This is a genomic window from Bifidobacterium callimiconis, from assembly GCF_003952005.1.
Lineage (GTDB): Bacteria > Actinomycetota > Actinomycetes > Actinomycetales > Bifidobacteriaceae > Galliscardovia > Galliscardovia callimiconis.
Window position 1 is genome coordinate 273,560 of the sequence record NZ_QXGJ01000001.1, and the last position, 15,401, is coordinate 288,960.

Genomic DNA, 15,401 nt, shown 5'->3' on the forward strand with positions numbered 1-15,401 from the left:
TCCGCCGGGTCTTCGACCCGTACGGCTCGTTCATGCTCATGCCTCGGCCAGCACGGTGGCGGCCGGGGAGACGGCGGCCGGCCTCGTGCGACGGATGCGGCCGGCCGCAAGACCAAGGCACATGAACGCCACGGCGAACAGGAGCACCAAGCCGATCGACCCCATCCAGCCCGACACGCTTACCCTCTCGACGGTACCGAAGCCGAGCGCGTTGTCGATGGCTACGCAATACCACCAGCCAGGCAGGAACCGTGCGATCACCAGCATCACGTCGGGCATCATGTCCGGTGGGAAACTGATGCCCGACGTGAACAGGATGAGCAGACCGAACAGATTGGCGAACCCATTGGCCATCGCGTCGGTGAACCCCAGCTCGCCGATCAGGAAACCACAGGCCACGGTCATCAGCGCGTACAGGCAGGTCGATGCGAACGTCATCGCCACTCCGGCGGTGGGCAGGTCCAGAGGGTTGAGTCCGGCGGCCAACATCAGCACGAATGTGACGAGCAGATATCCCAAAGACACGATCAGAGCGAACCCGCACATCGTGGCCATGCGTGCAAGGCCCACCGACGACGTCTTCCGGGGCGCGGCGGACAGTCGGCGACTGGTCTCCCCCGCGTTGAACACGCCACACACCAGCGCCGTGCACACGGTCATGGCCAGGAACAACGGATACAGCGCGGTCTTCATGATATTGCCGAATCCCGAAACCGCCGCATCGGCCACGGCACCCTCTCCGGACGAGCCGTTGGCAGCGGTACGGTCCACCGCGATGGCATGGTTCACCTTTCCGTCCTTCGCGACGGCCGCAGCCGAGCGTGCAGCCCGTGCCAGATCGTCATGGGTCGACCGATCGACCGTTCCCTCAGGAAGGTGGTCAAGGCCGCCTGAGGTCAATGAATCGGACGCTGACGAAGACGAGGTCGTTCCCGACGCGCCAGCATCCGCGCCCGCACCGGCGTACAGTTCGGCGAAATCGGCGGCATCAACCCGCACGCCGTCACCGATCAGCGCGGTGCGTGTCAGTGCAAGAAAGCCGCTGACCTCCATGGACGCCATGGCGCCGTCACCCGACGTGTAGCTGGTGACCGTCTCGACCTGCGGCGCATCCGCGCCGGATGACACCGCATCAAGCAGCGCATCCGCATAACCGTCCGGGATGATGACGATGAGATCCACGTAGTTCGAGGCAACCGCCTCCTGCAGGGTTTCGGAATCGTCCTGCAGGGAGATCAGCTCGCCGTCGGCCTTCACATAGTCGCGCATCGCGTCGGCGATGCCGCCACGCCCATCATCCCGGTCGATCACCGCGACCGTGGGACGGCTGGGAGCATACGTGTCGCCCGTCTTGGATCCGGACGTCAGCAGCGACCACCCGATGCCGAACATCAGCACGCCGATCATCACCAGATAAATGATGACATACAGCCGATGCGCAATGAGTATGCGCAACGTGACCTTACAGGTGTTCATAGCGTTGCCTCCTCAGAAGAATGACGCCCACCGCGAGGAACGCCACGCTCATGACGAGCAGACGGGCGCAGGTGGCGGCGAATGGTCGATAACTGTCGTAGTAGAGAATGTCGTAGAACAGGTTCGTCACCTGCTGCGCCGGATTGATGAAAGCCAGGACCGGCTCGTGTCGGGCGATCCAGTCACTGAGTTCCATGGCGAACGAGCCGTACAAGCCGGAGAACAGGGACAGCACACAGGGAATGGCGCTGGTCAGGCCGATCTTCGCCCCATGTGACAGTTTGGGGATCGCGCCGATCATCGTGCCGAACGCGCAGGACATGAACGAGGCAACGGCCACCGCCAGCACCGCCGCCGGCTCACGCCCTCCCAGCAGCACACCACACCCGTAGCGGATGTATGCCAACGCGATGAGCAGACTCGTTCCGGAGCAGAGCCAGCTGGCCAGGAATCCGGCAAGCAGCTGCCTGGCACGCCCCAGCGGCGCGACCGTGCGACGAATGCCAAGCGCCGAAAGATTCGCCTGGGCGAAAGTGACCGCCGCAACCGCATAGGACATGGCCATCAGGCACGCCATGCCCAACAGCGCGTAATAGTATCTGGCGATAGCGTCGGGCCGGAAATTGGTCAACGCCGTCTCCTTCGTCAGATCGGCGGCATCACCTACCGATCGCCAGAACCGCGCGGATGCGGCGGCGTTCGGATGCTCCTCGATAGTCTCCCGAGTGATGGCGTCGGTCCGGTTGTACAGTTCGATAGCGCCATGAAGCGCCGCAATGGTGACGGTGGCATTGACGTCGGACGACGCGGAATCTCCCGCAGAGTCCGCGGTATCGGAGGAGAGCGTCATACGCAGCCGCCCATCCCCGTCCGCGTTCAGGTACCCCTGCACGCCATCGTCCGCAAGCCTGTGCCGCGCCTCCGTCGTCGATGCGACCGTCGTGATGTCGATCAGACGCTGGTTAAGGCCTGTCGCGGTTCCTTCGTGGGAACCGGTCGTCGCGTCCGACGAGGACTTCTTCCCCGCCAATGATTCGACGAAGGCGTCCGCGCCGACCGCGCGATGCCAATTCGCATCCTCCACGACGGCCATCGACATCGGCTTGATGTCATACCCTTGGTCGATCTGGCCAAGCACGCCGTTGAACATGGTCGCCAGCACAAGGGGAAACACGATCAGCCAGAACAACGCCGACCGGCTTCGCAGGTTCATTTTCAATACGACCAAAAATGTGGTCCACATGATGCTCTCCTTCTCCGCTCCGACCGGCGGGATCGGCGCTCAGTCCCTCAGGGCCTTGCCGGTGAGTTCCAGGAACACGTCATTAAGGGTCGGCGGACGGCTGGTCAGATGGCCGACATTCGCGCCGAAACGCTTGACCGTATCGAGCACATCGGTGAGATTACGGTCGCCGCGCCGGCACCGCACATCGAGTTCACGACCGTCGTACGTGGCTTCGATCACGCACGGCAGCGCACGCGTGGCGGCGAGCGCGTCATCGGTCAGATCAAGCGTAGCTATGGTGATGCGCTCGCCGGTGTCGATCATGGCTTTCAGCTCATCGGCGGTGCCGAGCGCGAGATGTCGACCGTGGTCCATGATGAGGATGCGGTCGCAGATCTGTTCGACCTCCTCCATGTAGTGGCTGGTGTAGATGACGGTGGCGCCGTTCCGGTTGAGTCGTTGGATGCCTTCGAGAATGGCGTTGCGGCTCTGTGGGTCGACGGCGACCGTAGGCTCGTCGAAGAAGATCAGGTCGGGTTTGTGCGCGACGCCGCAGGCGATGTTGAGGCGTCGGAGCAGTCCGCCGGACAGTTTGCCCGGCCGGAACTTGCGGAAGTCCTGCAGTCCGGCGAATTCGAGCGCCTCCTCGACCAGTGGCGCGCGTTCGGCCTTTTTCGGCACGTATAGCGAGCAGAAGTAGTCGATGTTCTCCACCACGGTGAGTTCGTTGAATACGGCCACGTTCTGCGGCACGATGCCGATACGGCGTTTCAGCTCATACGATGTCGGTGTCATCGGTTCCCCGAACACGCGAATGGTGCCCGAATCGTAGACGAGCAGGGCGAGAATGCAGTTGATCGCCGTGGTCTTGCCGGATCCGTTGGGGCCGAGCAGACCGAAGATCTCTCCGGTCTTCACGTCAAGGTCGAAATAGTCGAGGGCCACCATGTCGCCGTAGTGCTTGACCAGGCGGCTGACCTTCACCGCCGATGCGGTTTGCGCGGATTGCATTGTCATCACGCCCTCCTTGGTTGTGTTCCTGAATATTGTTGTGATTTCATGATCGTTCATATGGCGTGGCGAATCCACCGATGAAGATCATGTCGTCCCCGGTATGGCATGACATTTGTCACTGCCTCATCATCCGGCACCCCCACCCGATGTCCGGTCATGCTATCGTCGATGCCGCGCGCCATCGTATGTTCGTCGCGGACGACGCGCTAAGCTCGTATTGGAGCAAAGGGGGGATCATGCGCGTCGCGGTGGAGAAGGTCCTGCTCGTATTCATGTCGTTGACATTGATGCCGATGTTCCCCTCCTCGGTGATCGACGACGGGACCATGACCGTCGGATTCCTGCTGGCCCTGATATGTTCGGGGTTGGTCGAATGGTGTGGCGGGGTTTCGGCCCATGCATGGATGATCTGCGTGGCATACGTGTTTGGCGTCTTGGCGTTCCCGCAATGGTGTGTGTTTCTCCCGCTAATCGCCTATGATTCCGCCCGACTCTCTTGGATTTCACGTCGGACCGCCGGCCCTTGGGAGGCCCGTATGGGGACTGTCGCCGGATGGCTCTGTCTGGCACCCGTATTCATATGGCTGGCGCGATACTGGTACGGAACCGCGTATCACATCGTCGATGCCGCGATTCCCCAGGCCTCCGCGGTGATGCCGTTGCTGGCGACGGTCGTATTGCTTGGATTCGCGTTGGGGTCGGTGCGGGCCAAATCCTCGTCATCCCGCCGGGCTCTTCGTCGTGTACGGGATCGGGCCCGGGAGCGTTCCCGTCATGTCCGGCTTCGTTTATCCGATGTCGAGGAGGAACGGGCGAGGGCGGTGCGCATGGCCACGCTTGGGGAACGTACCCGCATCGCTCGTGAGATTCATGACAACGTCGGACATGTACTGACTCGTGCGATCATGCAGTCGCAGGCGGGCAAGGTCGTCGCCGACGCCATGGGCAACGCCGCGGCGGCGGAGGGGTTCACCTCGTTGAACGCCACGCTGAACGACGCCATGACGTTGGTCAGACGCTCCGTGCACGATCTTGAGGACAACGGCACCGACTTCGCCGCTCAGATTGCCGATGCCGCGGGATCATTCGACGGGCTGTCACCTGATTTTGCCGTGACGTTGACCAACGACATCACGTCCGCTCCCGCGCCGGTGTCCCGTTGTTTCGCCACGACGATCCGCGAGGCGCTGTCCAATGTGATCCGGCATAGCCATGCCCGCACCGCAACGGTCATGTTGCGTGATTTTCCTGCCATATGGCAACTGGTGGTATTGGATCCCGGACCGGCACGGAACGACGATTCCTCGTCGGTATCCGAAACCGCGATGTCGGACACCGATGAGGGACTTCGCGGAATGGGTTTGGCGGATATCGAGGTACGTGTGCGGGCGTTGGGTGGCACGTCGTTATGCGGGCCATACCGTGACGGATGGAGAGTGTTCGTCTCCGTTCCCAAGGCGCCGTGGGTTCGGGACTCCGGCGGACATGAATCCGATCATGAACAGACATCGAGTCCGAAGGAGACGTGATGAAGACGGCAATCGTGGATGATGATCCGATCGTCTGCCAATCGTTGACGACCATACTGACGGCCACGCGAACGGCACAGGTCCTATGGACGGCATGCAATGGCGACGACGCGATTCTCCAGTACTTCGCAACGCCGGCCAGCCATCCCGATGTGTTGCTGATCGACATACAGATGCCGGGAAAGGACGGGATCACGACGGCGCAGGAGATTCTGCGTCGGGATCCGGCGGCACGGATCCTGTTTCTCACCACGTTCTCCGATCAGACGTACATCACCCGTGCCATGGCCTTGGGCGCCCGGGGATATCTCATCAAGCAGGATGTGGCATCCGTGGGTCCGGCCTTGCAGGCGGTGATGGCGGGGCAGATCGTGTTGGGTGCCGAGGTGCTCGGGAAGCTGTCGGGAATGGCGCCAGCTCACGATTCCGCCGCTACTCCTGTTCCCGACGATGACGCCGTTGACGCGGCTGCGTTGAACACCCTCACCGACAGGGAACGGGAGGTGGCCCGACTCGTCGCCAAAGGGCTTGACAATCGGGACATCGCCGCACGGCTGTTCCTCAGCGAGGGCACGGTACGTAACCGCATCAGCTCCATGCTTGACAAACTCGGACTGACCAACCGCACCCAGCTGGCGATCCTGTGGATCAATACGCATCGATGACCGCTTTCCCTTCTCGTTTGCCATGTATGGAATCATCTGGCAACAATCACCCTTTCATGAACGCGAGCCGATAAGATCGCCAGTACAGGCCGAAGGCGGCCTGCCGCGGCCCTTCCGTTTGCAGGCTTGCACGGCGCTCGATGCAGAGCGGGGCCCCGATCCGTATCAACGACGAAAGGATCAATCGATGGATATCAGGAACGTAGTCGTGGCCGGTGGTGGCGTGCTCGGCAGCCAGATCGCCTTCCAGATCGCGTATAAGGGATTCCACGTGACCGTGTGGCTGCGCAGCGAGGGGTCGATCGGCCGCGCGAAGCCGAAGTTCGAACGACTCAGGGGCATCTATCTGAACACGCTCGAGGCAATGAAGACGAACCCGGCGGCCTACTGCCGCGGACTTGCTCCCTCCCCCGATCTGTCCGCAGAACAGATCGACGAGCTCAAGGCAAACGTTGAACGGGCATTCGACGGCATCGTGTACACCACGTCCTATGAGGAGGCGGCCAAGGACGCCGATCTGGTGATCGAGTCGATCGCCGAGAATCCGCAGGACAAGATCGCCTTCTACACGGAGCTCGCCAAGCATCTACCGGAACATACGATCGTCGCGACGAACTCCTCCACCATGCTGCCCAGCGCGTTCGCCGAATACACGGGACGTCCGGAGAAGTATCTCGCGCTGCACTTCGCCAACGAGATCTGGCGCAACAACACGGCCGAGATCATGGGACACCCCGGCACCGGTGCGGAGGCGTACGACGAAACGGTCGCATTCGCCGAGGCGATCGGCATGATCCCGCTCAAGCTCAGGAAGGAGCAGCCCGGCTACATTCTCAACAGCATGCTGGTGCCGTTCCTCAGCGCGGCCGAGGCACTGCTCGCCACCGACGTGGCCGATGTGGAGACGATCGACAAGACATGGATGCTCGCCACCGGAGCCCCGCTCGGCCCGTTCCGGATCCTCGACATCGTGGGCCTGACCACGGCGTACAACATCGGCTCCATGGATCCTCGTTCCAAGGATCCGAACACGCCGCAGGGCAAGATCGCCGCCATGCTCAAGCAGTACATCGACGAGGGCAAGACCGGCATCAACGCCGGCGAGGGCTTCTATAAGTACGGCAAGTGATGGTGTGACTGAGGGAGGGTGTTTGATCCCTCCCTCAGTCATGCTTCGCGTGCCAGCTCCCTCCCATGGAGGGAGCATGAAAGAGGCGGGGTGTTCTCCCTCCGAGGGAGGGAGATGTCATGACGCACGTCATGACAGAGGGAGGGATCAGACGCCTTATTGCCCCGCAATCCCTCCCTCAGACCGCCTACGGCGGCCAGCTCCCTCCCGTGGAGGGAGCACGTTAGTGTTGGCCTACTTGTGGTACAGGCTCACGCGTTCGTACTTCGGTTCGCAGCACACATTGATGCCGAGCTTGCGGTACAGCGCCTCATCGGCCGCGGAGATGATGACGGAGAAGAACGCGTCGCAGCCGCGCAGCAGCTCGAGTCCGTCGATCACCTGTGCCGCGGTGGAGCTCTGTGCGCTGGTAATCGACAGCGCGATCAGGGTCTCGTCGGAATGCAGGCGGCGGTTCATGCTGTGCAGGTGCTCGGTCTTGAGACGGCAGATCGGCTCAATGGCCGCCTCATCGATCACACGCACCGCACCATCCACGCCGGTCACGGCCTTCAATGCGTTCATCAGCAGCGCGCTGGCCGCACCCAGCAGATCGCCGGTCCGTCCGGTGATCACACGACCGTCAGGTAGCACCATGGCGCCGGCCGGGGCTCCTGTCTCCCGTTCGCGATTCAGCGCGGCGGCGCGCGCGGGAGACAGATTCTCGTTCACGCCGGCCTTCTTCATGATGGAACGCAGACGTTCCACCTGTTCCTCACCTGTGCCGGTGCGCTTGACATTGACGACTGCGGTGAAGTATCGACGGACGATCTCCATGTTGGCAGCTTCACGGCATGCCTCGTCGTCCGAGATCGCGCATCCGGCCATGTTGACGCCCATGTCCGTGGGGCTCTGATACGGGCTTTCGCCCAGAATGCGTTCCATCATGGCCTTGAGTACGGGGAAGGCCTCGACGTCACGATTGTAGTTGACCGTGGTCTTGCCATACGCCTCAAGGTGGAAGGGATCGATGATGTTGGCGTCGTCAAGGTCAACGGTCGCGGCCTCGTAGGCGATGTTCACCGGATGGTTCAGCGGCAGGTTCCAGATGGGGAACGTCTCGTATTTGGCGTATCCGGCGGAGATGCCGCGCTGGTGCTCATGGTACAGCTGCGACAGGCAGGTGGCGAGCTTGCCGGAACCGGGGCCGGGCGCGGTGACCACGACGAGCGGACGGCTGGTGACGATGTAGTCGTTACGGCCATAGCCCTGGTCGGATACGATGTTCTCGATGTCGTGCGGGTATCCGGCGATCGGATAGTGCAGATAGCAGGTGATACCCAGCTGCTCCAGACGATGACGGTAGGCGTCCGCGGCCGGCTGGCCGGCATACTGGGTGAGCACGACCGATCCGACGAGGAAGCCGTGATCGCGGAACACGTCGATCAGTCGCAGCACGTCCTCGTCATAGGTGATGCCGAGATCGCCGCGCACCTTGGCCTTTTCGATATGGTTGGCATTGACGGCGATGACGATCTCCACGTCGTCGGACAGACTCTGCAGCATGCGGAACTTGGTATCGGGCTCGAAGCCCGGCAGCACTCGCGACGCGTGATAGTCGTCGAACAGTTTGCCACCGAATTCCAGATACAGTTTGCCGCCGAACTGCGCGATGCGCTTCCTGATGTTGGCGGCCTGCAGCTCGATGTATTTGTCGTTGTCAAATCCCTGTCGCATGTGGCGGGAATCCCTTCTCGAACGGCGGTGCAAATGAAAGCATTATAGGGACAGCCCGGAACTACGCGCGATCATACGACACGCCAGTGCTCTTTGGAGGATCGGGACAACAAAAAGGGCCACGGCATGGATGCCGCGACCCTTCAACGTCAATTCGAAAACGACGTTAGATCAATGTCGCTGAAGGCCAGCCTCACTGGGCGGTGACGGCAGTCAGCGCCACGGTGTTGATGATGTCCTCGACGTTGGCGCCGCGGGACAGATCGTTCACCGGCTTGTTGAGGCCCTGCAGCACCGGGCCAATGGCCAGAGCGCCGGAGGAGCGCTGCACGGCCTTGTAGCCGATGTTGCCGGCGCACAGGTCCGGGAACACGAACACGTTGACGTGGCCGGCCACGTCGTTGCCCTTGGCCTTGGTGGCGGCCACGACCGGGGACCAAGCGGCGTCGAACTGGATGGAGCCGACGACGGCCAGCTCCGGATCCTTCTGCTTGACGATGGAGGTTGCCTCCTCGACCAGATCCACGTCCGGGCCCTTGCCGGAGCCGAGGGTGGAGTAGGACAGCATGCCGACCTTGGGCTCGATGCCGAAGGCCTTGGCAGTCTCGGCGGACTGCAGGGCGATCTCGGCAAGCTGCTCGGCGTTCGGGTTGAGGTTGATGGCGCAGTCGGCGAACACGGCCACGTGATCCTTGAAGCACATCAGGAAGGCGCCAGAGACGAGCTTCTGGCCGGGCTTGGTCTTGATGACCTGCAGGGCCGGACGCACGGTGTTGGCGGTGGAGTTGATGGAGCCGGAGACCAGACCATCGGCCTTGCCCAGCACCACGAGCATGGTGCCGAAGTAGCTGGCGTCGGTCAGCTGCTTGCGGGCCTGCTCCGGGGTCATGCCCTTCTTGGCGCGAAGCTCGCACAGCTTCTCGACCATCGGGGCCAGCACTTCCTCATCGTTCATGGACTGGAAGGAGGCCTTCTCGAGGGAGTTGAGACCGAGCTCCTTGGCGCGCGCCAGGATCTGGTCCTTCTCACCGACGATGATCAGGTTGACGATGTCACGCTCGAGCAGGTAGTCGGCGGCCTTGATGATGCGGTCCTCTTCGCCTTCGGGCAGGACGATCGTCTTCTTGGCGGCCTTGGCCTTGTTCAGCAGGTCGGACTGGAAGGCGTACGGCGTGGTGGGCTGGGCGAAGTCCTGGTTGAGGGCGGCGAGGATCTGCGCGGCCGGGACGTGGGCTTCGAAGTCGGCGAGGGCGGCCTTGGCCTCCTCCTCGGTGCCGCAGTCGTGGGCCGGAACGGTCCACACCGGGGCGGCGAAGTCGGCGAGGGCCTCCTTGACGGCCGGAGCCTTCTCGTCGTCGCAACCGGTCAGGAACACGCCGGCGACGGTCTGGCCGGCGTCCTTGACGCTCTTGGCGCAGGCTTCGACGGTGGCCTTGGCCTGCTTGGCGTCACGCTCCAGGGCGCACACGGCGAGGAACACGGGAGCCTTGAGATCAGCGGCCACGGCGGCGTTGAAGTCGAAGGCGGCGGGGTCGAAGACGCTGCTCTTGTCGGTGCCGACCACCACGACGGCCTCAGGATCCACGGCGGTCACGGCGGCGGAGTACGCGCGCACGATATCGCCACGGGCGCCTTCCTTGTCTTCACGGGCGGCACAGGGGCACACGCCAACGGCCTGCTCGCGGGACTGGCCGGCATTGGCGGCTCCCAGAAGCACGTCGGTGAAGGTTTCCTTCTTGCAGGCGGCCGGACGGAACACACCGGTCTTGTACTGTCCTGCGAGAGCAGAAACGACACCGTAGGCGACGACATTGCGGCCATTGGCGGCTTCGGGGCTGGCGATATACACACTGGTAAGACTCACGGTCATACACTCCTTCGCGAATGGTCAGTCCATTACTGGACTGAGGTGCGGCAACACTGCATTGCAACCTCGTCCATTGTAAGTGTGTGAGCGCCTCTCATTGCCGGTTGTTGTCGATTGTTGTCGTGGTTTGCATCGGCGGTTCGGGAATTGGGATTCACCTGATACAAGAAAACCCCTACAACCATCTAGGCTGTAGGGGTTTTCTACGATTCGCTAGCGAATCAGACCGTTACCGGTAATGTGACGAATCTCACTCGTTGTCGCCAGCGGTGGCGGCGGTGGCGGAGACGGCACCCGGCAGCTCGGTCTTGACGCCCGGCCACACCCAGTCGGTGTAATCCGGGTGATCGTAGCCGTTGTCGACGGCGAACTGGAAGGCCTCGAGGCGGAAGTCCTCGAGCTTCTTGATCTCGTCGGCGTACTTGTCGGCGTCGACCATGCGCAGGGCCTCAGCGGTCAGCTCGTAGCGGTCGATGTTGTTCACGCGCACCATGTCGAACGGCGTGGTGGTGGAACCCTGCTCCTCGTAGCCGTGGACGTTGAAGTTGTCGTGGTTCGGGCGATCGTAGATCAGACCACGCACGTCGTGGGCGTAGGAGTGGTAGGCGAACAGGACCGGCTTGTCGGCGGTGAAGAGGTCAGCGAACTCCTCATCGGTCAGGGCCTCGTCGTTGTCCTTGGCGGACTGGAGCTTGACCAGATCCACCACGTTGACGACCTTGAACTTCACGCCAAGCTTGTTCAGCTTGTCGGCAGCGGCCATGAGCTCCTGGGTCGGAACGTCACCGGCGGAGGCCAGGACGACCTCGACCTCGTCGTTGGAGTGAACGTTGGAAGCCCACTCCCACTCGGCGGCACCCTTCTCGAGCTCGGCACGAGCCTCGTCCAGGGTCTGCCAGGTGGCGGCCGGCTGCTTACCGGCGATGATCGCGTTGATCATGTTGGTGGACTTGTAGACCTTCTCACCAACGGCCAGCAGCATGTTGGCATCGGCAGCGAAGTAGATGCCGATCACGTGGTCGTTGTTGTAGCACTTGTTCAGCAGCACGGAGGTCACACCCGGATCCTGGTGCGAGAAGCCGTTGTGATCCTGACGCCACACGTGAGAGGTGACGAGCAGGTTCATGGAGGAGATCGGCTTGCGCCACGGGATCTCACGCACGGTGGCCTCGAGCCACTTGGCGTGCTGGTTCAGCATGGAGTCGATCACGTGCACGAAGGACTCGTAGGAGCTCCAGATGCCGTGACGGCCGGTGAGCAGGTAGGCCTCGAGGAAGCCTTCCATCTGGTGCTCGGACAGCTGCTCCACAACCTGACCGGTGACGTTCATGTGCTCGTCGACCAGGTCGGACAGGTAGCCGGCATCCCACTGCTTGTTGGTGACCTCGTAGGAGGCCTGCAGACGGTTGGAAGCGGTCTCATCCGGTCCGAAGATGCGGAAGGAATCCGGGTTCAGCTTGATGACGTCGCGGGTGTAGACACCGAGACGACGGGTGGCCTCGAGCTGGCCCCAGCCGTGGCCGAACTCCTTGACTTCCTTGACCTCATAGTCGTCGAGGTTCGGGAGCTTCAGGTCTTCGCGGATGCGACCACCGTTGGCGTTCGGGTTCTGGCCGATGCGCAGCTCACCCTGCGGCATGAACTTGGTGACCTCGGGACGGATGGCGCCGTTCTCGTCGAACAGCTCCTCCGGCTTGTAGGACTCGAGCCAGTGCTTGAGGACGTTGAAGTGCTCCTCGGTATCGCGGGCGGAAGCCAGCGGCACCTGGTGGGAGCGCCAGGAACCCTCGGTCTTCTTGCCGTCGATGAACTTCGGGCAGGTCCAGCCCTTCGGGGTGCGGAAGATGATCATCGGGTAGAACGGACGGTGCTTGTCGTCGGTCTGAGCGGCAGCCTTGATGTCGCAGATCTCGTCGAAGACGGTCTCGAACAGCTCGGCGAAGCGACGGTGGATCGACAGGTGATCCTCATCGTCGAAGCCAGCGACGAACTCGTAGGGCTCGTAACCCATGCCGTGGAAGAACTCGTGGAGCTCTTCGTCGGAGATGCGGGACAGGATGGTCGGGTTGGCGATCTTGTAGCCGTTGAGGTGCAGGATCGGCAGCACGATACCGTCGGTGCGCGGGTTCACGAGCTTGTTGGACTGCCAACCGGTGGCCAGCGGGCCGGTCTCGGCCTCACCGTCGCCGACGATGGCCGGCACGAACAGGCTCGGGTTGTTCATCACGGCGCCGTAGGCGTGGGACAGGGCGTAACCCAGCTCGCCACCCTCGTGGATGGAGCCCGGGGTCTCCGGAGCGTAGTGGGAGGGGATGCCGCCCGGGTAGGAGAACTGGCGGAAGAACTTCTGCAGGCCAGCCTCGTCCTTGGTGATGTTCGGGAAGTACTCAGTGTAGGTACCGTCGACGTAGGACTGAGAGGTACCAGCGGGGCCGCCGTGGCCCGGTCCCATGATGATCACGGTGTTCTGCTGGTGGTCAGCGATAAGACGGTTGATGTGGCCGATGAGGAAGTTCAGGCCAGGGGTGGTGCCCCAGTGTCCGACCAGGCGGTGCTTCACATCCTCACGGGTGAAGGGCTCCTTCATCAGCGGGTTGCTGCGGAGGTAGATCTGACCGATGGAGAGGTAGTTGGTGACGCGCCAGTACTTGTCGACGGCCTCGAGGGTTTCGTCGGAGATCGGAGCGTTCAGCTTCTTCCAAGGGGTGCCAATAACAGGACTCGTCATGTGTACTCCTGTACTTCTGCACTTGATGTGCGATCGGTTATTTCCTCAGGATTGCAATCCCTTGTGTTCCTTGGATTGGAACGTGCAATGAACTGCATTTCCTAATCGCCCTTAATGGTAAAGGAACGAGCGGACTTTTGCATAATCGGCCGTCGGACTTTTGTTAAGAAATGTTCGTAAAGTTGTCAAAGAGGATCGAAACTTGTGCGTTTCTAGGAACGGGCGAAAATGCCGCGCCGGGCCGCTAACTCTTGGGTTTTCGGTTGCCGAGGTTTGCCACAGCATGTGAAAATCTATCATGTGAAAATGCGCAAGCGCTGTTGCATCCCAAGGGCGTGTCGTCGTCGATCAAACGAACGACATGCGCATGCGCGTTCGGCAAACGCCCCTATGTCGCAATCTTCAGTGATAATCGACACACCGTTTCACGTAATCTTTCTGAACTCCAAGGGAGGCTCGTATGGCCAATGGACCGGTTCTCGTCGTCGACTTCGGCGCCCAGTACGCGCAGTTGATCGCACGTCGCGTGCGCGAGGCGCACATCTATTCCGAACTGGTGCCGCACTCCATGCCCGTGGATGAGATCCTGGCCAAGGACCCGCAGGCGATCATTCTTTCCGGAGGCCCCGCCTCGGTCTTCGAACCCGGCGCACCCCGCATCGACACGAAGATCTTCGACGCCGGCGTCCCCGTGCTCGGCATCTGCTATGGCTTCCAGGTCATGGCCCACGAGCTCGGCGGCGACGTCGACAAGGCGGCCCTCGGTGAATACGGCAAGACCCCGGCCGTCATCACCGACGCCGAAGGCATCCTTGACGGCTCCCCCGCCGATCAGAACACCTGGATGAGCCACGGCGTGGCCGTCAACAAAGCCCCCGAGGGCTTCAAGGTCCTCGCCCACACCGAAGGCGCACCCGTCGCCGCCATGGCCGACGAGTCCCGCAAGCTCTACGGCGTGCAGTGGCACCCCGAGGTCAAGCACACCCCGCTGGGCCAGGATCTCATTGAGAACTTCCTGCACAAGTGCGCCGGCCTGCCGGACAACTGGACCGCGTCCAGCATCATCGACGACCAGGTCGTCAAGATCCGCGAGAAGGTCGGCGACGCCGAGGTGATCTGCGGCCTGTCCGGCGGTGTGGACTCCGCCGTCGCAGCCGCCCTCGTGCACAAGGCCATCGGCGACCAGCTCACCTGCGTGTTCGTTGACCACGGCCTGCTGCGCAAGGGCGAGGTCGAGCAGGTCAAGCACGACTTCGTCGAAGCCACCGGCATCAAGCTCATCACCGTCGACGCCGCCGATGACTTCCTCACCGCGCTCAAGGGCGTCTCCGAGCCGGAACGCAAGCGCAAGATCATCGGCGAGAAGTTCATCCGCACCTTCGAAAAGGCACAGCAGCAGGTACTCGAAGAGGCCGGCGCCCGCGGCAAGGAAGTCAAGTTCCTTGTGCAGGGCACCCTCTACCCCGACGTCGTCGAGTCCGGCGGCGGCGACGGCGCGGCCAACATCAAGAGCCACCACAATGTGGGCGGCCTGCCCAAGGACATCAAGTTCCAGCTCATCGAGCCGCTGCGCACCCTCTTCAAGGACGAGGTGCGCGCCATCGGCACCGAGCTCGGCCTGCCCGACGAGATCGTCTGGCGTCAGCCGTTCCCCGGCCCGGGTCTCGGCATCCGCATCATCGGCGAGATCACCAAGGAACGTCTCGACCTGCTGCGTGAGGCCGACGCCATCGCCCGCGAGGAGCTCTCCAAGGCCTGTCTCGACCGCGACATCTGGCAGTGCCCGGTCGTGCTGCTGGCCGACGTGCACTCCGTCGGCGTGCAGGGCGACGAACGCACCTACGGCTCCCCCATCGTCCTGCGTCCGGTCTCCTCGGAGGACGCCATGACCGCCGACTGGTCCCGTCTGCCGTACGACGTGCTCGCCACCATCTCCACGCGCATCACCAACGAATGCCGTCAGATCAACCGAGTCGTCCTCGACTGCACCTCCAAGCCGCCGGCAACCATCGAGTGGGAGTGATCCCCCGGTATCGGTTTCAGTAGATACAG

The 15,401-nt window shown here is 62.4% G+C and carries 10 protein-coding genes; 4 read left to right on the plus strand and 6 right to left on the minus strand.

Annotated features, from left to right (window positions below):
* Window positions 1-36: 36 nt before the first annotated feature.
* Genes D2E23_RS01215 through D2E23_RS01225 form a run of 3 tightly spaced genes read right to left on the minus strand, consistent with a single transcriptional unit; the run spans window position 37 to window position 3,718 of the window.
* Complete coding sequence (locus D2E23_RS01215; protein WP_126029180.1) at window positions 37-1,476, minus strand: ABC transporter permease; 1,440 nt, start codon at window positions 1,474-1,476, stop codon at window positions 37-39.
* Window positions 1,463-2,719 (minus strand): ABC transporter permease, encoded by a 1,257-nt coding sequence (locus D2E23_RS01220; protein WP_126029181.1) that lies wholly within the window; start codon window positions 2,717-2,719, stop codon window positions 1,463-1,465. The genes D2E23_RS01215 and D2E23_RS01220 overlap by 14 nt, the downstream gene beginning before the upstream one ends.
* Before the next feature lie 39 nt (window positions 2,720-2,758).
* Window positions 2,759-3,718, minus strand: a complete 960-nt coding sequence (locus tag D2E23_RS01225) for an ABC transporter ATP-binding protein (RefSeq protein ID WP_126029182.1) — start codon at window positions 3,716-3,718, stop codon at window positions 2,759-2,761.
* A 269-nt stretch (window positions 3,719-3,987) separates the two neighbouring features.
* Here D2E23_RS01225 and D2E23_RS01230 point away from each other — a divergent pair, with 269 nt between their 5' ends.
* The 3 genes from D2E23_RS01230 to D2E23_RS01240 all read left to right on the plus strand — a co-directional run bounded on the left by D2E23_RS01230 (window position 3,988) and on the right by D2E23_RS01240 (window position 7,038).
* A complete protein-coding gene (locus D2E23_RS01230; protein WP_420897284.1) occupies window positions 3,988-5,244 on the plus strand; it encodes a sensor histidine kinase in 1,257 nt (418 codons plus the stop codon).
* Window positions 5,244-5,909 (plus strand): response regulator transcription factor, encoded by a 666-nt coding sequence (locus D2E23_RS01235; RefSeq protein WP_126029184.1) that lies wholly within the window; start codon window positions 5,244-5,246, stop codon window positions 5,907-5,909. Before D2E23_RS01230 ends, D2E23_RS01235 begins: the two co-directional genes overlap by 1 nt.
* 187 nt (window positions 5,910-6,096) lie before the next feature.
* Window positions 6,097-7,038 carry a 3-hydroxyacyl-CoA dehydrogenase gene (locus tag D2E23_RS01240; protein WP_126029185.1) on the plus strand — a complete coding sequence of 314 codons (942 nt, stop codon included), beginning with the start codon at window positions 6,097-6,099 and terminating at the stop codon, window positions 7,036-7,038.
* Between the two features lie 234 nt (window positions 7,039-7,272).
* Here D2E23_RS01240 and D2E23_RS01245 read toward each other — a convergent pair whose 3' ends face one another.
* From D2E23_RS01245 to D2E23_RS01255, 3 genes are all read right to left on the minus strand, one after another.
* Entirely contained in the window at window positions 7,273-8,754 is a 1,482-nt protein-coding gene (locus D2E23_RS01245; protein WP_126029186.1) for a DUF1846 domain-containing protein, read from the minus strand.
* Between the two features lie 193 nt (window positions 8,755-8,947).
* Window positions 8,948-10,624, minus strand: coding sequence for a phosphate acetyltransferase (gene pta, locus D2E23_RS01250; RefSeq protein ID WP_126029187.1), 1,677 nt, complete (start codon window positions 10,622-10,624; stop codon window positions 8,948-8,950).
* Window positions 10,625-10,871: 247 nt separating this feature from the next.
* Window positions 10,872-13,349 (minus strand): phosphoketolase, encoded by a 2,478-nt coding sequence (locus tag D2E23_RS01255; RefSeq protein ID WP_126029188.1) that lies wholly within the window; start codon window positions 13,347-13,349, stop codon window positions 10,872-10,874.
* Window positions 13,350-13,809: 460 nt separating this feature from the next.
* On the opposite strand from D2E23_RS01255, the gene guaA reads away from it, so the two are divergent.
* On the plus strand, window positions 13,810-15,372 hold the full coding sequence (gene guaA / locus D2E23_RS01260; protein WP_126029189.1) for a glutamine-hydrolyzing GMP synthase: 1,563 nt from the start codon (window positions 13,810-13,812) through the stop codon (window positions 15,370-15,372).
* The last annotated feature ends 29 nt before the right edge of the window (window positions 15,373-15,401 follow it).

Excerpts from the sequence above, each read along its gene's own strand:
- D2E23_RS01230 (WP_420897284.1), top strand. The coding sequence starts at position 3,988 with ATGTCGTTGACATTGATGCCGATGTTCCCCTCCTCGGTGATCGACGAC.
- D2E23_RS01240 (WP_126029185.1), top strand. The coding sequence starts at position 6,097 with ATGGATATCAGGAACGTAGTCGTGGCCGGTGGTGGCGTGCTCGGCAGC.
- D2E23_RS01215 (WP_126029180.1), bottom strand. The coding sequence starts at position 1,476 with ATGAACACCTGTAAGGTCACGTTGCGCATACTCATTGCGCATCGGCTG.
- D2E23_RS01235 (WP_126029184.1), top strand. The coding sequence starts at position 5,244 with ATGAAGACGGCAATCGTGGATGATGATCCGATCGTCTGCCAATCGTTG.
- D2E23_RS01245 (WP_126029186.1), bottom strand. The coding sequence starts at position 8,754 with ATGCGACAGGGATTTGACAACGACAAATACATCGAGCTGCAGGCCGCC.
- D2E23_RS01225 (WP_126029182.1), bottom strand. The coding sequence starts at position 3,718 with ATGACAATGCAATCCGCGCAAACCGCATCGGCGGTGAAGGTCAGCCGC.
- pta (WP_126029187.1), bottom strand. The coding sequence starts at position 10,624 with ATGACCGTGAGTCTTACCAGTGTGTATATCGCCAGCCCCGAAGCCGCC.
- guaA (WP_126029189.1), top strand. The coding sequence starts at position 13,810 with ATGGCCAATGGACCGGTTCTCGTCGTCGACTTCGGCGCCCAGTACGCG.
- D2E23_RS01220 (WP_126029181.1), bottom strand. The coding sequence starts at position 2,719 with ATGTGGACCACATTTTTGGTCGTATTGAAAATGAACCTGCGAAGCCGG.
- D2E23_RS01255 (WP_126029188.1), bottom strand. The coding sequence starts at position 13,349 with ATGACGAGTCCTGTTATTGGCACCCCTTGGAAGAAGCTGAACGCTCCG.